The 18443-nt window shown below is 38.8% G+C and carries 9 protein-coding genes; 3 read left to right on the forward strand and 6 right to left on the reverse strand.

What is annotated here, in order from left to right:
* Both T8I65_RS10135 and T8I65_RS10140 read left to right on the forward strand, forming a co-directional pair.
* Positions 1-924 carry a PRC-barrel domain-containing protein gene (locus T8I65_RS10135; protein WP_322300494.1) on the forward strand — a complete coding sequence of 308 codons (924 nt, stop codon included), beginning with the start codon at positions 1-3 and terminating at the stop codon, positions 922-924.
* Between the two features lie 102 nt (positions 925-1026).
* The gene (locus T8I65_RS10140) at positions 1027-4248 is read left to right on the forward strand and encodes a VPS10 domain-containing protein (protein ID WP_322300495.1); all 3222 of its coding nucleotides are present in this window, start codon (positions 1027-1029) and stop codon (positions 4246-4248) included.
* Between the two features lie 46 nt (positions 4249-4294).
* Here T8I65_RS10140 and T8I65_RS10145 read toward each other — a convergent pair whose 3' ends face one another.
* Positions 4295-5260, reverse strand: coding sequence for an App1 family protein (locus tag T8I65_RS10145; RefSeq protein ID WP_322300496.1), 966 nt, complete (start codon positions 5258-5260; stop codon positions 4295-4297).
* Between the two features lie 70 nt (positions 5261-5330).
* Between T8I65_RS10145 and T8I65_RS10150 the strand changes: the two genes are divergently transcribed.
* The gene (locus tag T8I65_RS10150; protein ID WP_322300497.1) at positions 5331-6233 is read left to right on the forward strand and encodes a diacylglycerol/lipid kinase family protein; all 903 of its coding nucleotides are present in this window, start codon (positions 5331-5333) and stop codon (positions 6231-6233) included.
* On the opposite strand, the gene T8I65_RS10155 is transcribed toward T8I65_RS10150, so the two are convergent.
* Genes T8I65_RS10155 through T8I65_RS10175 form a run of 5 tightly spaced genes read right to left on the reverse strand, consistent with a single transcriptional unit; the run spans position 6208 to position 18391 of the window.
* The gene (locus T8I65_RS10155; protein ID WP_322300498.1) at positions 6208-7131 is read right to left on the reverse strand and encodes a hypothetical protein; all 924 of its coding nucleotides are present in this window, start codon (positions 7129-7131) and stop codon (positions 6208-6210) included. The two genes, T8I65_RS10150 and T8I65_RS10155, sit on opposite strands and share 26 nt — an antisense overlap.
* Position 7132: 1 nt before the next feature.
* Positions 7133-8497 carry a vanadium-dependent haloperoxidase gene (locus tag T8I65_RS10160; RefSeq protein ID WP_322300499.1) on the reverse strand — a complete coding sequence of 455 codons (1365 nt, stop codon included), beginning with the start codon at positions 8495-8497 and terminating at the stop codon, positions 7133-7135.
* On the reverse strand, positions 8481-11783 hold the full coding sequence (locus tag T8I65_RS10165) for a VCBS repeat-containing protein (RefSeq protein ID WP_416173197.1): 3303 nt from the start codon (positions 11781-11783) through the stop codon (positions 8481-8483). Before T8I65_RS10165 ends, T8I65_RS10160 begins: the two co-directional genes overlap by 17 nt.
* Positions 11743-15114, reverse strand: a complete 3372-nt coding sequence (locus T8I65_RS10170) for a VCBS repeat-containing protein (protein WP_322300501.1) — start codon at positions 15112-15114, stop codon at positions 11743-11745. Before T8I65_RS10170 ends, T8I65_RS10165 begins: the two co-directional genes overlap by 41 nt.
* Complete coding sequence (locus T8I65_RS10175; protein WP_322300502.1) at positions 15107-18391, reverse strand: VCBS repeat-containing protein; 3285 nt, start codon at positions 18389-18391, stop codon at positions 15107-15109. Before T8I65_RS10175 ends, T8I65_RS10170 begins: the two co-directional genes overlap by 8 nt.
* Positions 18392-18443: the final 52 nt, after the last annotated feature.

Consider the following 18443-nt stretch of genomic DNA (forward strand, 5'->3'; position numbering starts at 1 on the left):
ATGAGTACAAAAGAAAAACACCTGGTACATTTAAGCCAGCTAAAAGGATACAAAGTAGACAATCATGATCATGATATTCGTGGTTGGAAACTACTGGATCGAGATAAAAAGACAATAGGAAAAGTAGATAACCTCTTAGTGAATAAAGAATTGGGAAAAGTAGTCTATGTAGATGTTCAGGTAGAACAGGACATTATAGACAAAAACCACGACCCCTACTCCACTCAGCATCAAAGTGAGTTTAAGGAGTTTATCAACAAAGAAGGTGAAAATCATATCATCATTCCAATTGGACTAATCGATATCAACGCTACTGAAAAGTACGTATTTACAGATGGAATAGATTACCAGACTTTCGCCGAAACCAAGCGCTATAGATCCGGGACAGATATTAGCAGAAATTATGAGCAGCATGTATTGGGATCCTACAATAGAGATAGAGATCATAACAATCATGATGAGTTACACAAGACCGAAAACACTGATCATAATCATACTACTTTAGATGAATCTATAATGAATGAAAATCGCGATCACAGATATGATAAGCTTTCCGAAGAAGAAAGGCGGGTTGAGAGAGAACGAGAAAATATGCAATATTCTTCAGAAGACCGTAAAGCTGCGGTGGATACAAACATTGATACCGGCCGGGACGATCGCCAATTCTTAGATCGTAAGGCTGGTGAAGAGCTAAACACTTCGGAAAAAAGAATTTCGCAGGATGATTCCTATTCCGGGCGAGCATTAAATGAATCGAGAAAACCTATAGATGATCACCATCGTTCCCAGGATTTTCACGATAAACATAAAGGATTCAAACCTGAAAAGTCAATCGACGAAGATCATCAATGGCAGCATGATGACCGAAACTTAGATGATCCTGAAGATTTTTATAGTCGGAGGGAATTCAACAGAAGAAAATAATACGAAGGGACTTTAAAAAGTCCCTTTTTTTTGATTTGTGTTTAAAAATCGATTAATAGAAAATTGCTAACTTGAGATCATATTAAAAATTTGAACATTTTCATGAAATATTCCTACCTATTAAAGCTTTTTGCTTTAATAATTACCACCAATCTTACAGCACAGAACTTCGATCTTGAACTTTTTAAAAACAAAACTCCCCGAAATATTGGTCCAGCCGGGATGAGTGGACGTGTAACTTCCATAGATGTGGTTACCAGCGACCCAGATATTATGTACGCAGGGACAGCATCCGGTGGATTATGGAAATCTACCAGTGCAGGTATTAAATGGGAACCTGTATTTGATAATGAAGTTACCGCTTCTATAGGAGCTGTTGCGGTGCAGCAATCAAATCCATCGGTTATCTGGGTTGGAACTGGTGAAGGTAATCCCAGAAATAGCCTCAATGGTGGCTACGGAATTTATAAAAGTCTTGATGGAGGCAGAACCTGGAATAGTATGGGCCTGGAAAAAACCCGTCATATCCACCGTGTTATCATACATCCCGATAATCCCGATATAGTTTATGCAGCGGCAATAGGTTCACCCTGGGGTGCGCACGAGGAAAGAGGAGTTTACAAAACTACCGATGGTGGTGAATCCTGGAACAAAATTCTGTATACCAATAATCTTTCTGGTGCTGCAGACCTGGTGATGGATCCAAATAATCCCAATAAACTGGTGGCTGCGATGTGGGAACATAAGAGGGATCCCTGGTTTTTTAAATCGGGTGGTGAAGGTTCCGGGCTTTACATAACCTTCGATGGTGGAAAGACATGGAAAATGAAAACAGAAAAGGACGGACTTCCCAAGGGAGAACTGGGTAGAATTGGACTTGCCATCGCAGCTTCCGATTCCAATATTATGTATGCTTTAGTTGAGTCGAAAAAGAATGCTCTCTACAAATCTGAAGATGGTGGGTATAGCTGGAAAATGATAAACGATAAGGATGAAATTGGAAACCGACCATTTTATTATTCAGATTTGTTTGTAGACCCTCAGAATGAGAATCGTTTGTATTCTGTTTTTACCTACGTAAACGTTTCTGAAGATGGCGGTAATAGTTTTAAAGAATTGATGCCGGCTTATGGCGTAGACAATGGTATACATCCAGATCATCACGCCTTCTGGATTCATCCGGAAGATGGAAGTTTTTTAATGGACGGGAATGATGGCGGACTCAATATTTCTAAAGATCGTGGAAAAAGCTGGAGATTTGTAGCCAATCTTCCTGTTGCACAGTTCTATCATATTGCTGTGGACAATGAATTTCCATACAATGTGTATGGCGGAATGCAGGACAATGGAAGCTGGAGAGGTCCCGCCTACGTATGGAAAGCACAGGGAATCCGAAATTCTTACTGGCAGGAAATTAGCTTTGGTGATGGCTTTGATGTCGTTCCAGATCCAGATGACAGCAGATATGGATGGAGTATGAGTCAGCAGGGATATGTTAGCAGATACGATCATGAAACCGGGAATAACTATTCGGTAAGACCTACACATCCAGATCCTGATGTGGAACTTCGATTTAATTGGAATTCAGCTATAAATATTGATCCGTTCAATAACAATACTATTTACTTCGGAAGTCAATTTGTTCACAAAAGCACAGATAAAGGCTTAACCTGGGAGATTATTTCACCAGACCTAACTACCAATGATCCTGAAAAGCAGAAGCAAACTGAAAGTGGCGGACTTACCATGGATGCCACCGGAGCTGAAAACTTTACCACCATCCTTGTTATTGAGCCTTCTCCATTAGAAGAAGATATGTTATGGGTTGGGACAGATGATGGGAAAGTTCAATATACCCGCGATGGTGGCGCAAACTGGACAGACGTATCAGATAACTTACCAAAACTACCGGAAGGGAGCTGGATCGTACAAATTAAGGCTAGTAATAAGCGAAAAGGCGAAGCATTGCTAGTCGCAAATGATTACCGAAGATTCAATTATGAGCCTTACGCTTATAGAACCAGAAATTATGGAAAAAGCTGGGAGCGAATTGTTGGCAACAAGGATACTGAGAGCTATGCCCTTAGCATTGTAGAAGACCCGGTGGAAGAAAATCTATTGTTCCTGGGAACTGATGATGGACTGTATATTTCGCTTGATGCAGGTAAGAACTGGGAGAAATACACCCATGGTTTCCCTACAGTTTCAGTAAAGGATTTGGTGATACATCCACGTGAGCATGATCTGGTCATTGGAACCTTTGGGCGTGCAGCCTGGGTTCTTGACGATATCAGGCCATTTAGAAAACTTGCAGGCGAAAATACGATCCTGGAGAATAAACTAACCTTGTTTGAACCACCTGTAGCTTATCACAATGCCACACAGCAACCAACTGGAAGTAGATTTGGTGGTGATGCAGTCTATCAGGGTGAAAATCGCGAGCAGGGAGCACGAATCTCTTACTTTATAAAAATCGATTCTTCGGAAGAGAAAATTAAGGATGAGAAAGCGAATATAATAAAAGATAAAACTGCTGATGAAGAGGTAGATAAAAAAGCTAATGCCGATAGTATAAATCTGAAGATCTACGATGCAGACCGTTTGATAAGAACCTTGAAGCAGAAGGCTCCGGATAGCACTGGAATTTACACTATAAAATGGTATCTGGATGAAAAGGGAGCAGACAGGCCTTCAAGATCTATCAGAGAATCGAAAAGAGAACCAGGCGGTGTCGCTGTAAAACCGGGCGATTACCGACTCGTGATGAGTTTTAACGGAGAAACTTCCGAAGAAATGATGGAGGTGAAATCAGATCCTCGTCTGGAGGTTTCAGAAAAGAGTATTTCAGAAGTATACGAAGCAGCCCAGAAGATCGAAAAATGGCAACAAACCGCTGCAGATGCAGTAGAACAATTAATAAAGAGTAAGAACAAAGCAGAAAATTTCGCCGAAGATCTTAAACAAAACCTGAAAGATACTTCAGAAAGGAAGTCGGCAATAAGGAGTGTAGACTCCATTAAAAAGAAACTGGAGGAACATATCGCGCTCTTTTTAGGAAAAGTTGATGATAGACAGGGTATAACAAGAAATAGAGATAATACAGTGATGACAAGGCTTGGTACGGCATCCAGTTATGTACGATCCAGGCAGAATGGTATCACTAAAACTGAAGAAATCCTTATGAATCAGGCGCGGGAAGAGCTTCAGGAAGCTTTGAACAAAACGAACAAATTCTATAGGGATGTATGGCCAGATTTTAAGGAAGAAATGAACCAAATAGAAATGTCGGCTTTTAAAGAAACCAAAATATTTGAAATAGAATAAGCAGATTAAAAGCTCTTCTCCGGAAGGGCTTTTTTTCCAATGCACTCTAGATTATTCCGATCTTCTCAGAATGTTCTATGGCAAGCTTACTATCCCTGAAATAGCAGGTTTTTACATTCATACTTTCAATATTAGCCAGCACTTCCTGAATTTCTTTTTTTGGAGATTTAGAAGTCTGCCGTATATAGATCGCTCTAATATTTTTTGGAAATGTTTTGCAAATTCGTTCGTATAAATAAGGATCATGCTGAGAGTCATCACCTAAAAGGACATATTCCAGATGTGGATAAAATGATATAATATCTTTGATCTTAACAAACTTATGATCGTGATCTCCCCTACCCGTTTTAATGAAATCCATCAATCCGGTCTTTATCTGCTTTAATTTGATCACAGCTTTAGGAAGATCGTGCAAACGTGCGAATTCATCAATAAAATCGTATAGATTCCATTCACTGGATGACACATAAAAAAATGAATTAAACGAATTATCTTCTTCTCTACCCGCCCTGCTTAGCTTATGATAATGATCCTTTACCTCTTCAAATATCTTACGATTGTTGATATTCTTAGACAGCATTACGTAGATCTTTTTAAAAAACTTACTGCTGTGTGAAACAAGGAAAGTATCATCGATATCTGAAATGATAGCAAGTTTGCCAGGATGCGGCTTTAGCAGCTCACCTTTTTCTATCATTCCAATATCGCCAGTGTTACAGGTAACTTCATACTCGTGCCAACCCGGCTCTATCTTAGAGTCATAGGGTACAGTAAATCTAAAATATCCATCATCCAAGGTTCTTGTGCTAACTTCCATATCCTGAAATTTTAAATGAACTTCATAGTTGGGTAACGGTTCAATACGAAATTTATGAAGTAAAGCATAAGCGTGTTTAATTCCTTTCCTGTCTACACTATATTTATCTGGAGCCCAGGATTGGAACAGATGTCCAAAAACAACTAGTTCTTCTTCATTTACATAACCCCGATAAAGTTTAAGATCAAGCTTCAAAATTTGGCCTTTTTTTAAAATCACTCCGTTCCAAAATACTTAATTTTAGAGGTATATCAACCAATAACACATGAATTTTAACCAAGTTTTATTGATAGTGAACCCGATTTCCGGTGATTTGGATAAAAAGCAGATTATCCAACAGGCACGTGATTATGCAAAAACTCATCAAATAACTATACATCTTTTCGCTACTACTGGAAAAGAGGACGTTCAGAAGATCCAGGATCGCTTGAAATCGCTAAAGATCGAAAGGATCATTGCAATAGGTGGGGATGGGACTATTAACCTGGTAGCCAAAGCGATAAAAAGCTATAGTATTCCCTTAGGCATTATTCCCGCAGGATCTGCAAATGGATTAGCTACAAATTTTGGGATTCCCGAATCTCTTGAAGAACAGGTGAAAATAGCCTTTGGTGACACTATTTTTGAAATGGATCTACTAAAAATGAATGACGATATCTGTCTTCATCTCAGTGATTTTGGTGTAAATGCTGAACTTATTCAGAATTATGAAGATTCCAAATTTCGTGGGAAATTCGGGTATTTATTGCAATCACTTCCAACATTAATAAATAGTGAATATCCTTTTGATTTTGAAGTAGAAACCAACTTTAAAAAACGACAAACCAGCGGTGCACTTCTTGCCATAGCGAATGCAAATAAGTATGGTACTGGGGCTAATATCAATCCCACTGGAAAGATGGACGATGGTAAGTTTGAGATCATTATTTATAAAAAACTAGATTTGGTAGAAATAGTTAAGACTGTACGTAATGAAACCGATATTAATTCTGATGTTGTGGAAACCTTTCAGGTAAAAGAAGCAAAGATCACCTGTAAAAAGCCTGTAGCCTTTCAGATCGATGGAGAATTCAAAGGAGAAAGTTCTGAAGTGAAAATTTGTATTATGGATGACAAACTAAAGGTTGTGGTACCGGCAGATTTTAATTCTCAGGCTTCACAGGCATAAAGATCTCGGCTTTCCAGCTTAATGCTTCACCACCAGTTTTAGGATTGTTCCAGAAGATCTCCAGTGGTAAATTACTTGTCTTAAGGTCCCTGTTCTTAGCTTCAGAAAGCAATTCGTGCCATGCAAGATCTGAGCTTCTGTAATTCCCATTATAGATCGCTTTCAAAGATGTAGTAGCTGGAAATTGCTGAAATTCAATAAATGTATTGGGTCTTATATCCTGGGCAAGATTTACCGGGAAACAAAAATTGTAATCTATGGTCCCCGCCTCCTGATCCCAGGCTCGAATTTTTACAAAAGGGTATCCGGTCAGTTTTAACCGATGAGCTATCTGGAAGTCTTCGAGATAACCAATATCCCTGACCATCTGCATTGCCTTGTTCTCAACCTTAATATCTTCAGCAGGTTTGCAAATACAATCTAGTGCCGGGGAATAAACAATACTGTCTATAACCTGCACTTTATAAGCCGACTGCTTTATAAGAAGCTCCTTACCAAATTTGAGAAATGAATTTTCGAGGCTATCTATATATTCACTTCTAGAAAATGGATTCAATAACGCCAGTCTGTTTTTAATTTTCTCACCCGATGCTACATTTAAAGAAATATTAGTAACGGTATCTTCTTGATTTTCAAGCTCCCAAAGAAGATCAAGTTCCCGCTCTCCAAATTGCAGGGTTTGTTTTAGTGCATCATATCCGTCAGTTTGCTGATAGGAGACTGCCGGTTCACTATCAAAAATGCTATAACTTTCTATTTTTTTAAGTTCTTGCTGAACCATGGCAGGTGAATGATTTGCCCGAAATCTAAACTGGTAATCGTATTCTTTTATAAATAAAAACCAAACCAGGCTAAAGAGTAGAACACCCAGCAGGATAATAATAAACTTCTTCATCATGTTATTTGGAAGCTAATTCAGAATTTTCAGTAGATTTTGTCATTTGAAGATTATCGATGACATATTTTCCAAGATCCTGTCCCTGGGCCAAGCCAACTTCAATGGCAGCCCGGTAATGAATACCTCCGTATAATCTGCTGTTTGCCGCCTCTTGTGAAGCTTTATTGAATGATTCGAAGCTTCTAACCGGTAGTCCATAATCTACTTCAGTATCATCATCAAATGCAAAGTTATCACCAAAAATATCTGTCAAAGCCGTGGCTGCAGCCGCAGAAATTACAGAATGTCCACTTGTATATTCTGGAAATGGCGGTGTTTGCAGTACAGATGTCCAGTTCTCGTCTATATATTTATTGATAATCGTTTCAGGTCTAACAAGGTTGCTACGATACTTTTCATCCCAGCAACTAATAAAACCATCTGCGATAGCTATGGCAGTCTTAGAATACGCATAAACAGATTTACTGAAGTCGGCTTCATCCTTCTGGCAGGCAATTTTTACAATTCCCATCCAGTGACCTCCCGGAGTGATCTTTTTAGTAGCAAACATTAAGTGTCCTCTTAATATCGAAACATAAGGATTGCAGTCCCAGAACTTAGCGATCGCCATTTCTTCGCTGTTCTCCTCGTCTTTAGCGATTTTCTCTCTAATATTATAAACTTCCATGAGTTCTGTGTGAAATCTAGAGCCTTCTTCCATAGAAAATTCTGGTGGTGGTGCCGGTTTAAACTGATCAGCTTCTTTGATCACGAAAGGTCTGATTTTCATCCAGTGCGGTTCGATCCCATCCATATAAGAAGGAGGCGTTGGCTGCCATCTGCTTTCATCATCTGTAAGAATAGAAAATTTGGGCATGGTTCGCGTTTCAGAATAATTATCCTTTTTTAACCAATCCTTTATATGAGCGGCTACCCTTTTCCCATAAGCTTCGGAAACTTTAAAGGATCTTTCATTCGTATTTTTCCACTTGGTAAATAAACTATCACTTTTGATAGTCACTTTATCTTCTGAAAATACCAGGCTGGTTGCTATGTCGTAAAATGCTACAATTGCAGCAACTTCAGGGTTTGTGAGATCAGATTCTGGAGCCGGAACTTCCTCGAGATTGGTCAACTGACCTGAAAGACTTTGATAATTCTCATCAAACTGCGCCATGACTTCATAAGCAGCGATATTGGAATATGCATATACTCTACTTGCCACAGGAGGTGAAAAGATATCGTGCACCATCGTTTTACTGATGTGTTCATTGGCAGTATGAAAATCATCTGCTGTTACAACGATCTCTTTCTCTTCCTTTGAACAGGAAATGAAAAGAAGCAGACAACATGATAAGATGGTAATATTTTTAAAAACTGAATTCATAGATTTCAATTTCTGAATTATTTATGGTCACTATAAGATAGGACTTGTTAGCAATTTTAATAATCGAAAAATCTTTAACAGATTTTTGTGATAAATTTAAACCAATTTCATCAGAATCGAGAATTTTATCCTGATTTAACATCAGCATTCCACCCATCGCATCAAATCTACCATGATACGGCGTTATCCCAAAATAATTACCACCTACCAGCACTTCCGTCCTGCCATCTTCATTGAAATCATAACTGAGCATTGCACGTATAGGAGCTGTTTGCAGCTCTTTATCAAAAGCCCTAAAACTGAATTTCCCATTGTTATTCTCCAGGTAGCCAGATGATAATGTATGTACTTCCAGCAGGCTTGCAGAGTCTAGTTCTTCTTTAGAAAAGATCTCATCAATGCTTTTTCCTGCATAGTCTTTATACTGAGGGAACTTCTTACGCATCTGGTTCAGCTGTGCGCTCAATTCGTCAAGACCATACGGCATATAATACTTCCCACCCTTTTCCATTGCGATGATGGTTTCAGTCAGGCCATTTTGATCAAAATCCTTATGATATAATTTTAGAGGATGCTCGGCAGAAGCTTTTAGTTTAGTATTTAGGCCCCAGTTACCCAAAAGGTAATCCATATCTCCATCGTGATCAATATCAGAAGCTATCAAGGTTTGCCATAATCCATTGAGTGGCATATTTTCCAAAGCAGCCGATTTTGCAAATGTTCCGTTGTTATTTTCAAGGATTTGAGGAGACATCCACTCGCCTACCATCATCATATCCAGATCTTGATCACTATCAATATCTGTCCAGATCATATCATTCACCATTCCAATGTTCTCAAAAATCCCAGGTTGTACTTCAGTAAATTTGCCGTTGTCATTTCGTAATAGTACCGACTTTGGGATCGCTCCATACTGATAATTCTGTGCGTTACTGCCGATAAAAATATCCACATCACCGTCATCATCATAATCGGCAGTTTTGATCACAGAAGAATTAAGGAATAGTTGAGGAAGCAACTCCGACTTCTGGAAATCCCCTTCTTTAGAATTATAATAGATCCTGTCCTGCAACCACTTATTCTTACCAACAGATTCTCCTCCGCCTGAAGCTATCAGGATATCCTGGAGTCCGTTACTATTGAGATCTGCAATAGTTATCGAAGCGTCTTCGGCCAATGAGTCACTTGATATTGCCTTAAAATTCTTTTTTCTGAATTCACCTTTTTGCTGATAATATACAGCTGTAGGCTTAAACCTGGATGCTCCAAAAATGATATCTTCTGCCCCGTCATTATTCAAATCTGCTACCTGAACGGCAGGTCCAAGATCTGAAGTTTGATGTGGTATCAATTTTTGCACATCAAAATCATTATAAATATTCTCCTTATGCTCATAATCGATCCCAAAGTTTTCAGTTCTTTTGAATTGAAAATCGCTTCGGGATTTAAATATTTCAGAAGTTTTGATACTATCATTTGCATTGGAAAAATTGAGCGAAAGAGTAGAATTTAATTCTGGTGAAATGATACGTTGAGAACGATTTCCAGGCCAGAATAGTCTTAGACTATCTACAGTTTCTCCTTGTTTTAAGCCGAAATGTATCAAAGGTTCAGATGAAGACTGAAAAGCTTTAGTGCTATATAATTGTCGTACTTGAAAACCTTCAGAAGTAAAAATAACAGCTTTGGTGCCTATTCCGAAGAAATTCAAATCTGGTCCCTGAAGTTTCAGTTTTAAATAATTTCCTTCAACAAAATCATTGATATAGATACTGGCAGGTGCATTAATGTTATTGGTTACAATATCGAGATCGCCATCATTATCCAGATCGCCATAGGCCACTCCCGTTGAAATAATGGAATCATTTGCGATCCATTTATTGGTTACATTTTCAAACTGTCCACTCCCAGAACCCTTAAAGGCATAATTTGTTACTGCTCCTGAAGGCATTTTATCGAGCACTTCATTATCTACGATCGTGGTTTTATCAAGCTTCTTCTGAATTTGCTCGTTAGAAGTATATTTCACGTAATCCAGATCATTAGGACGTCTGGGAATCCCGTTACTTATAAAAAGATCCTGAGATCCATCCTGATCAAAATCTGCAAAAAGAGGTCCCCAACTCCAGTCTGTAGCTGCTACTCCGCTCATCAAAGCTGTTTCCGCAAAGAATTTACCGCCTTTATTGATCTGCAACATATTACGGGTGTATTGCGGGTGATAACCGAGTTTCTCTATACGAAAACGGTCAAGGTTCACATTGTCATCTCCTGCGGAAGATTTTAGAACGGTTTCGTCTTCTGGAAGCATGTCCAGTGTGATCAAGTCTACGAATCCATCATTATTGATATCCGCCGCGTCATTTCCCATAGAAAACCTGGAAGTATGACCAAATCTGGTTTTCAATTCCTCGCTGAAAGTACCGTCCCCGTTATTAAGGTAGTAGTAATCATCTTCATGAAAATCATTTCCTATATAAACATCTGTAAAGCCATCGTTATTAAAATCGGCAGTAGTAATACCAAGTCCATACGAATTCGCGCCACCATAGATTCCCGCTTGCTCACTGACGTCCCTAAACTTACCGTTTTCGTTAAGCATCAATTTATCACCGCTTTCATAAACCCGGTTATTCCTGATATTTGCCGGCCCGAATGATTCATTGGTATGTACGGCATGATTCAAAATATATGCATCAAGATCACCATCATTGTCAAGGTCAAAAAATGAAGTCTGGGAACTGTAAGTGTCCAGATCAAGACCATATTCAGCCGCCCTTTCGGTAAAAGTAAGATCACCGTTATTGATGAATAATTCGTTATGGCCGAGAAATCCATTCACGCCTACTACTGCAGAAACGTAGATATCCAATAATCCATCGCCATTTACATCGGCCATGGTGGTACCTGTATTCCATGTGCTTTGACCACCAACTCCAGCCGTTTCAGTAATATCTTCAAATTTCAGGGATCCCTTATTGAGATACAACCGATTTTGAACCTGGTTTCCGGTGAAATAAATATCTGGAAGTCCGTCGTTATTGATGTCTCCAATACTTACGCCTCCTCCATTGTAGAAATAGAGATAATCCAGAATGTTCTGGTCCCGGGTTTCTGTAAGCTCGTTGATAAAATCAATGCCAGTTACCTCTGCCTTGAGATTACTGAAAAACAGTGATTCCTGCTCCTTTTCTCTGTCCTTAGCACAGGAGAAAAGAAAAATAACCAGGAAAGAAAGAAAGAATCTACGGATTGCTGATTTCAAAAATTCGAGGTTTTTGGTCATTAATAGCAGCGATTATAAAAGTCTTCCCATTCTTATCACGAATACGTTTCAGGAACTTGACTTCGTCCCGAATATGAAAACCACTTTCTTTAAAATCTTTCCATTCAAAATTCATATTTCCGTCGCCAAGCAATACGTTACCATAACCAGCATCAAGTCGGCTAAATTGTGGTTTAAATTCAAAATCATTACCGGCCATCACCAAATCAAGATTGCCATCATTGTTCACATCTACGCAGGAAATTCCGCAAACGCATGAAAACTGAACTCTTCCCGGAAGTTTCTGAATTTTAAACTGACCTGTCCCGTCATTGATAGCAATAATAGTTTCTGAAATATTTGCCTGCTTCACGATGGAATTCTGAATTTTTTGATCGGGAATTAATTCCTGCACGGTTCTCTTAGCGTATTCTGAAGCTTTTATATTTTCCTTTTTCAGAAAAACCAGCTGGGAGATCATCTCTTTCTTCATATGCAATGGATAGTCCTTGCCTTCACTATGCAGGGTTACGATCTGCTCGATAGTTCCGTTATCATCATAATCGTTGACCCATAATTTCATTGGATTTTCAAAACTGGTCTCATACGTCAGGTTCGCTCCCTTATTCCCTAAAACCAGGTCCATATCGCCATCATTATCCAGATCTGCAGCTTCCACAGTATTCCACCATCCCGTATACTTTTCCAGGTCATTCTTTAGCAAGCTTAATCTTTTTCCGGAATTTGTATAAACATGAGGTGCACCCCAATCTGAAACTGTGATCAAATCTTTTTTTCCGTCGCCATCGATATCTTCCCAGGTGGCATCAGTAATCATTCCGGCATATTTAACATCATAAGCGACCCTTTCTGTAGCGTTTACAAATTCACCATTCCCTTGATTTTCGAGAAATAAATGTTGTGGATCAATTCCATAATTTACCGCAACACTTCTGGATCCTATAAAAATATCCACATCGCCATCGTTGTCGAAATCATGGGGAGCGATCGTAGCCACGTTTTGTTCTACAGAAGGGATCTTCGCCTGAGTTGGTTTAAAATTTCCGCGACCATCGTTGAGGTAAAGTCTTGGACGGTAATTCGTCGATTCACCAATCTCATTACCTCCAGAGCCTATCATTAGATCTATTTTACCGTCGCCATTTGCATCAAAGAATGCAGCTGCAGTATCTTCGAACATAGCATCGGCAGTTAAAGCGGGTTGATTCATCTTCTGCAGATTTCCATTTCCACGATTCAGATAAATAGTTCCAGCTTGTTTTTTAGCACCTCCAATAAATACATCCTCATTTCCATCATTGTTGATATCACCAACTGCCATTGCCGGACCTTCCTGACTCAATTTTTTATAGATCATTCCTTCAAAATCGAAATCTGTGTATTGATTTTCGGAATGACTTTCCAGTTTATCGTTGGAAACTTCGGTAAGCAGGGTTTTTGATTTTGTTTGCTTCCTGATCTTAAACTGATCTTTAGCTTCGGAATGATCCAGCACCAGAGTTTGATTGGCTTTTACATTTTCAAGCAATTGAGTTGCATTGTCTGGCCAAATCACTCTCAAGGAATCAAGATTCTGTTTCTTGCCTAAGCCAATATTCATCACATAATCCATGGAGGACTGAAAGCCGCGAGAAGGATTTTGATCCTGCAAAATAATCTCTTCTCCGGTATATATCTTGACAACTGCTCCAATCGCAAACCTGTTCTTATCGGCACCCTTCAGCTTAATTCTAAGGTAATTGTGAACTGCAATTTTTTCAGAATTGTTTCTGTAAATAAAGGAATTCATATTTACGTTATTTACGACCAGATCAAGATCTCCATCATTATCAAGATCACCGTAAGCGCTACCGTTACTAAGACCTGGCAAACCTAATCCCCATTCTTCAGCTTTATTCTTAAATTTCAGATTACCCTGATTTTGAAAAGCATAATTAGGCAGTTTGGTTACCGGCATCTTATTGATAATAGAATCAATTGCTTCCTTTTTACCAGTTAATGCCATTTTCTGAATGATCTCATTGGCAAAGAATTCAACAAAATCGAGATCGGTTAGATCATGATTAATTCCGTTCGTGACATATATATCACGGTTTCCATCATTATCCATATCAAAAATAAGACCTGCCCAACTCCAGTCTGTACTTTCAACGCCACTAAAATGAGCGATCTCTGAAAATGACTCGTTCCCATTATTTAATTGCAGCGTATTATGAATGTATTGCTGGAAAAAATCCTTGCTTTGCTTCAGTTTAAAGACGTTGTAACCTTCGAATTCCATCACAGATTTCACCCTTTCTTCACTATCGGGAAGCATATCGGTGATAAAAATATCAGCAAAACCATCATTATTGATATCTGCCATATCCACTCCCATCGCAGAAAGACATAAGTGCTGCGTCCAGTTTTCAATTTCTTCAGTAAAGGTGCCATCCTGATTATTGATGTATAAATAATCACGCTCGTAGAAATCATTGGACACATAAATATCTGGATACAGGTCGTTGTTGAAATCACTAACCATCACACCAAGCCCAAAACCTATCAGACTTCCGAAGATACCTGCGTCCTCGCTTACATCGGTAAATACGCCGTCATCATTTCTAAGCAGCATATCTCCTACTCCTCTGAAAATTTTTGGCACTCCCTCCCAGTCTTGCGCTCGAATATTCCTTTGCTCGGCAAAACCAAGAGTACTCACAGGAATGTTGGAATTATTTAAAATATAGGCATCCAGATCACCATCCTTATCATAATCAAAGAAGGATGCATGAGTGCTAAATCCGGTTTCCGCAAGGTTATATTCCTGAGCTCTTTGAGTAAAAGTTAAATCACCATTATTTATATACAGATCATTATCGTGATTATCGCCTTCCATATTTCCGGCATTACTTACATAAATATCGAGGAGGCCGTCGTTATTGATATCTACCATATTGACTCCGGTGGACCATGGTTTGTTACCTTCCACGCCAGCAGATTCACTAATATCTTCAAACTCGAAATTACCCTTGTTAAGATATAATTTGTTCGGCTTCATATTGGCGGTTAGATAGATGTCTGGGAGTCCGTCATTATTAATATCACCAATGGCAACACCACCACCATTATAAAAGTTCCGGTACTTGAAAATATTGAAGTCTGGCTGATTCTTGACTTCGTTGATAAAATCAATTCCTGTTTCTTCTGGAAGCATTTCGGTAAAAAGAGTATTCTGAGAGCGGATTTTTTCTTCGGAATCATTCTCTTCACTTTTTTTATTTGAATCGCAAGAGACTATAAATATTGAAAAGCAAATAGCTAAAACCTGAAAGTAACTGGTTCTATTCATTTTTATTCGTTGATTTTAAAATTACAGGAGTATCGTCGTTCCTGGTAATGACCACGTATTCCTGGTTCCCCACACATATTTTCCCTATGTCACGTGCTGACCCGGAGATCGCTGGAAATTCTTTCGAAACTGTGAAATTCGCGTTGCCATCATTTAATAGTAAAACACCGTGTGAAGCATCTAATCTACCTAATTGAGTGCTTATTTCATAGTTATTTCCTGCCAAAAGAATGTCTTGGAGACCATCAGCATTATAATCTGAAACTTCTATAGACATCATTACTGAAACCTGAGCTTCAAAAGCTAATTCATGTTTTTTGAAGGTTCCATTTCCTAGATTTTCAAAATAGCAGGAGGCTAGCTCCGTGACGTTTTTCAGCTGAGCTTCTTCTAATTTTTCCTTCGGAAATATATCTGAAAGCTCTGCATTCGCAAACTGTTCATAGGTATTGAATCTTTTCTTCAAATATGGCAGTTGTTGATCCAGTTCATCTTTTGAAGCAAATACGGTTTCTTCACCTTTATAGAAATATGTTAGAATAGGATCTGAAGTAGCGTTCCCATCAAAGTCATTCAGGTAAAGATTTACGGGCTCTTCCCGCGATGCAGTAAGCCTGGAATTAAGACCCCAATTCGCAGCCACAAGATCAAGGTCTCCATCGTTATCAAAGTCGGCCAGCTCCAGATCATTCCACCAACCTTGATAATCTGATAAATTACTATCCATTCTCGAAAAAGACTTGCCGCTATTATTGAGATAGATCTCCGGTGCATTCCAATGTCCTGCCAGTATTACGTCCAAATAACCATCTCTGTTGAAATCAACCCATTTTGATGTTTGAACGCTCCCGGGAAGTTCTTTGAAGTATTTCCTGGTGGCATCTCTAAATTTACCTTTATCGTTGATAAAAAAAAACTGTTCTGAAGTGGAACCAAATTCATGCGGTTTAATACTGGAGGAGATAAAGACGTCCTGAAATCCATCATTATTAATGTCTGCCACACTAACCCCTGAAGCATTTAAGGAAATTCCGTTAAAATTGTTACTGTCTTTTCTGAATTGACCATCTTCGTTCACATATAGTTTTGGTTGAATTGCATCACCAGATCTAAATTCATTTCCACCGCTTACCACCAGAATATCGAGATCGCCATCATTATCGTGATCCAGCAAAGCGATGCCGGTATTTTCTGAAATGGCATCAGCCTCAAATGCTGGAGTCTCAAATTTTTCAAAAGTTTCATCGTTCTGGAAGAAAACCTGCAGTGGCTGTGACTTGCCACCGCCCAGAACCAGATCCATTTGGCCATCTCCATTTAAATCCCCAGTCGCCATCGTTGGTCCTGGGTTTGAATACGCAAACAAGCTCAAAGGTTGCCTATTGAAATCAAGACTTGCCTGTTCAACATGCTTGTAGTTCAAAATAGAATCGTTAGCAATTTCATATGCTGGTAGTTTAGCGGTTTCTTTTCTATTCTTTTCTGAAGCTGAATACTTAACAGTTACTTTTTGATTTGCATTCACTTTTCCTAATACCGTTTTGCTGCCATCATACCATTTGACCGTAACAGAATCTACTACTGTATTCGATCCCAAACCAAAATGCAATCCTGGAGCGAGTGAAGACAAATAACCTCTGGTCAGGTAATGTTCTTTCATCTGTGTTACTTCCTTTGTATGAACAGTGACCTTTGCTCCAATCCCGAATCTATTTCTATCAGGACCTTGTAGATCGATCTTTAGGAAGTTGCTTTCAGTTGTAGTGTTTTCAAAAATAAAGGCAGCATCTTCAGTATTATTGGTAACCAGATCAAGATCGCCATCATTGTCAAGATCTACATAAACACTACCATGACTAAAGCTTTTTTGAGCAGGTAACCACTCTTCAGAAGCATTTGTGAACTTTTGATCACCGCTATTCTGGAAAATGTAATTATTAACCTTTTTTTCTGGAAGTCGTTTAGTAAGATTCTCGAGGTCTATTTTTTCACCGGTGCTAATTTGTTGCTGAATCTCTTCCGTAGAAATGAATTTTATATAATCCATATTATTGGTTGCACCTTTGATACCATTGGTGATGAATAGATCCTGATGCAAATCGTTATCAAAATCGGCAAACAAAGCACTCCAGGACCATTCGGTTGCAGCAATGCCACTCAGGTAAGCTACTTCAGAAAACTTCAGATCTCCGCGATTCATATGCAATGTGTTTTGCATATACTGCGGAGCAAATCCATTTCTTAGATAATTGGAATATGTCTGAAAGGGAAACTCCAGTCCGGAAGTCTTATAGGTATGTAAATCTTCGGGTAGCATATCAAGGGATACAATATCTGCCAGTCCATCATTGTTCATGTCGGCAATATCATTTCCCATGGAGTAATGCGAGGTATGACCAAAACTATCTGGGCTGCTGGTAATTAGATCCTGAAATGTACCATCCTGCTGATTGATATAGACGTAATCGTTCTCGAAGAAATCATTTCCAACGTAGATATCGGGATAATTGTCATTATTTAGATCACCAACGGCGACACCAAGGCCATAGCCCGTAGGACCCTGAAATATGCCTGTTTCTTCGGAAACATCTACAAAAGTTCCTCCGTCATTTCTGAAGATTCGATCTCCTGCCCGGGTATCGAATGAACTACGTTTATTGCCCCGACCATAATTTCTATTGGGATGAATGGAATGATTGAGTAAGAAAAGATCCAGGTCTCCATCCAGATCATAATCCAGGAAGACTGATTGAGTAGAGAACCCACTGAAATCCAGGCCGTATTCCTTAGAGCTTTCCTTAAATTTCAAATTCCCGTCGTCATCAACTCCCTTATTTATGTATAATAAGTTATGACCTTGAAGCCCTAAAATGCCTGCTACTTTTGAAAGATAGAGATCCATGAGCCCATCATTGTTAATATCGATATTGGAAACTCCTGTGGTCCAGCCTTCAGAATTATCAATATTACATTGAGCTGTTACATCCTGAAATTTAAAATTTCCAAGATTGAGATAGAGTTTATCTGATGCTTCATTAGAGGTGAAATATAGATCTGGAAGTCCATCATTATTATAATCTGCAGTAGCCACTCCAGCGCCATTATAGTAATATAAATAATTAAGGATGTTTAGGTTAGAGTCCGGATCAAGCTGATTGCTGAAATCAATTCCGGTTGATTCACTGCTTTTTTTAAGAAAAAGAGTTTGCTTTTTCTCACAGGCTGAGAACAGGATAAAGATAAAAATGAAATATGTAAGCCGAATGGCTTTTTCCATAATAAATCGCTTTGAGGAGCAGGTTGAAAGATAAATAATTTTAACAAATGTA

The organism is Christiangramia sp. OXR-203 (assembly GCF_034372165.1).
Lineage (GTDB): Bacteria > Bacteroidota > Bacteroidia > Flavobacteriales > Flavobacteriaceae > Christiangramia.

Bases quoted from the DNA above. Each gene is read 5' to 3' on its own strand.
- T8I65_RS10160 (WP_322300499.1), bottom strand. From the start codon at position 8,497: ATGAATTCAGTTTTTAAAAATATTACCATCTTATCATGTTGTCTGCTT.
- T8I65_RS10175 (WP_322300502.1), bottom strand. From the start codon at position 18,391: ATGGAAAAAGCCATTCGGCTTACATATTTCATTTTTATCTTTATCCTG.
- T8I65_RS10150 (WP_322300497.1), top strand. From the start codon at position 5,331: ATGAATTTTAACCAAGTTTTATTGATAGTGAACCCGATTTCCGGTGAT.
- T8I65_RS10135 (WP_322300494.1), top strand. From the start codon at position 1: ATGAGTACAAAAGAAAAACACCTGGTACATTTAAGCCAGCTAAAAGGA.
- T8I65_RS10155 (WP_322300498.1), bottom strand. From the start codon at position 7,131: ATGATGAAGAAGTTTATTATTATCCTGCTGGGTGTTCTACTCTTTAGC.
- T8I65_RS10140 (WP_322300495.1), top strand. From the start codon at position 1,027: ATGAAATATTCCTACCTATTAAAGCTTTTTGCTTTAATAATTACCACC.
- T8I65_RS10165 (WP_416173197.1), bottom strand. From the start codon at position 11,783: ATGACCAAAAACCTCGAATTTTTGAAATCAGCAATCCGTAGATTCTTT.
- T8I65_RS10170 (WP_322300501.1), bottom strand. From the start codon at position 15,114: ATGAATAGAACCAGTTACTTTCAGGTTTTAGCTATTTGCTTTTCAATA.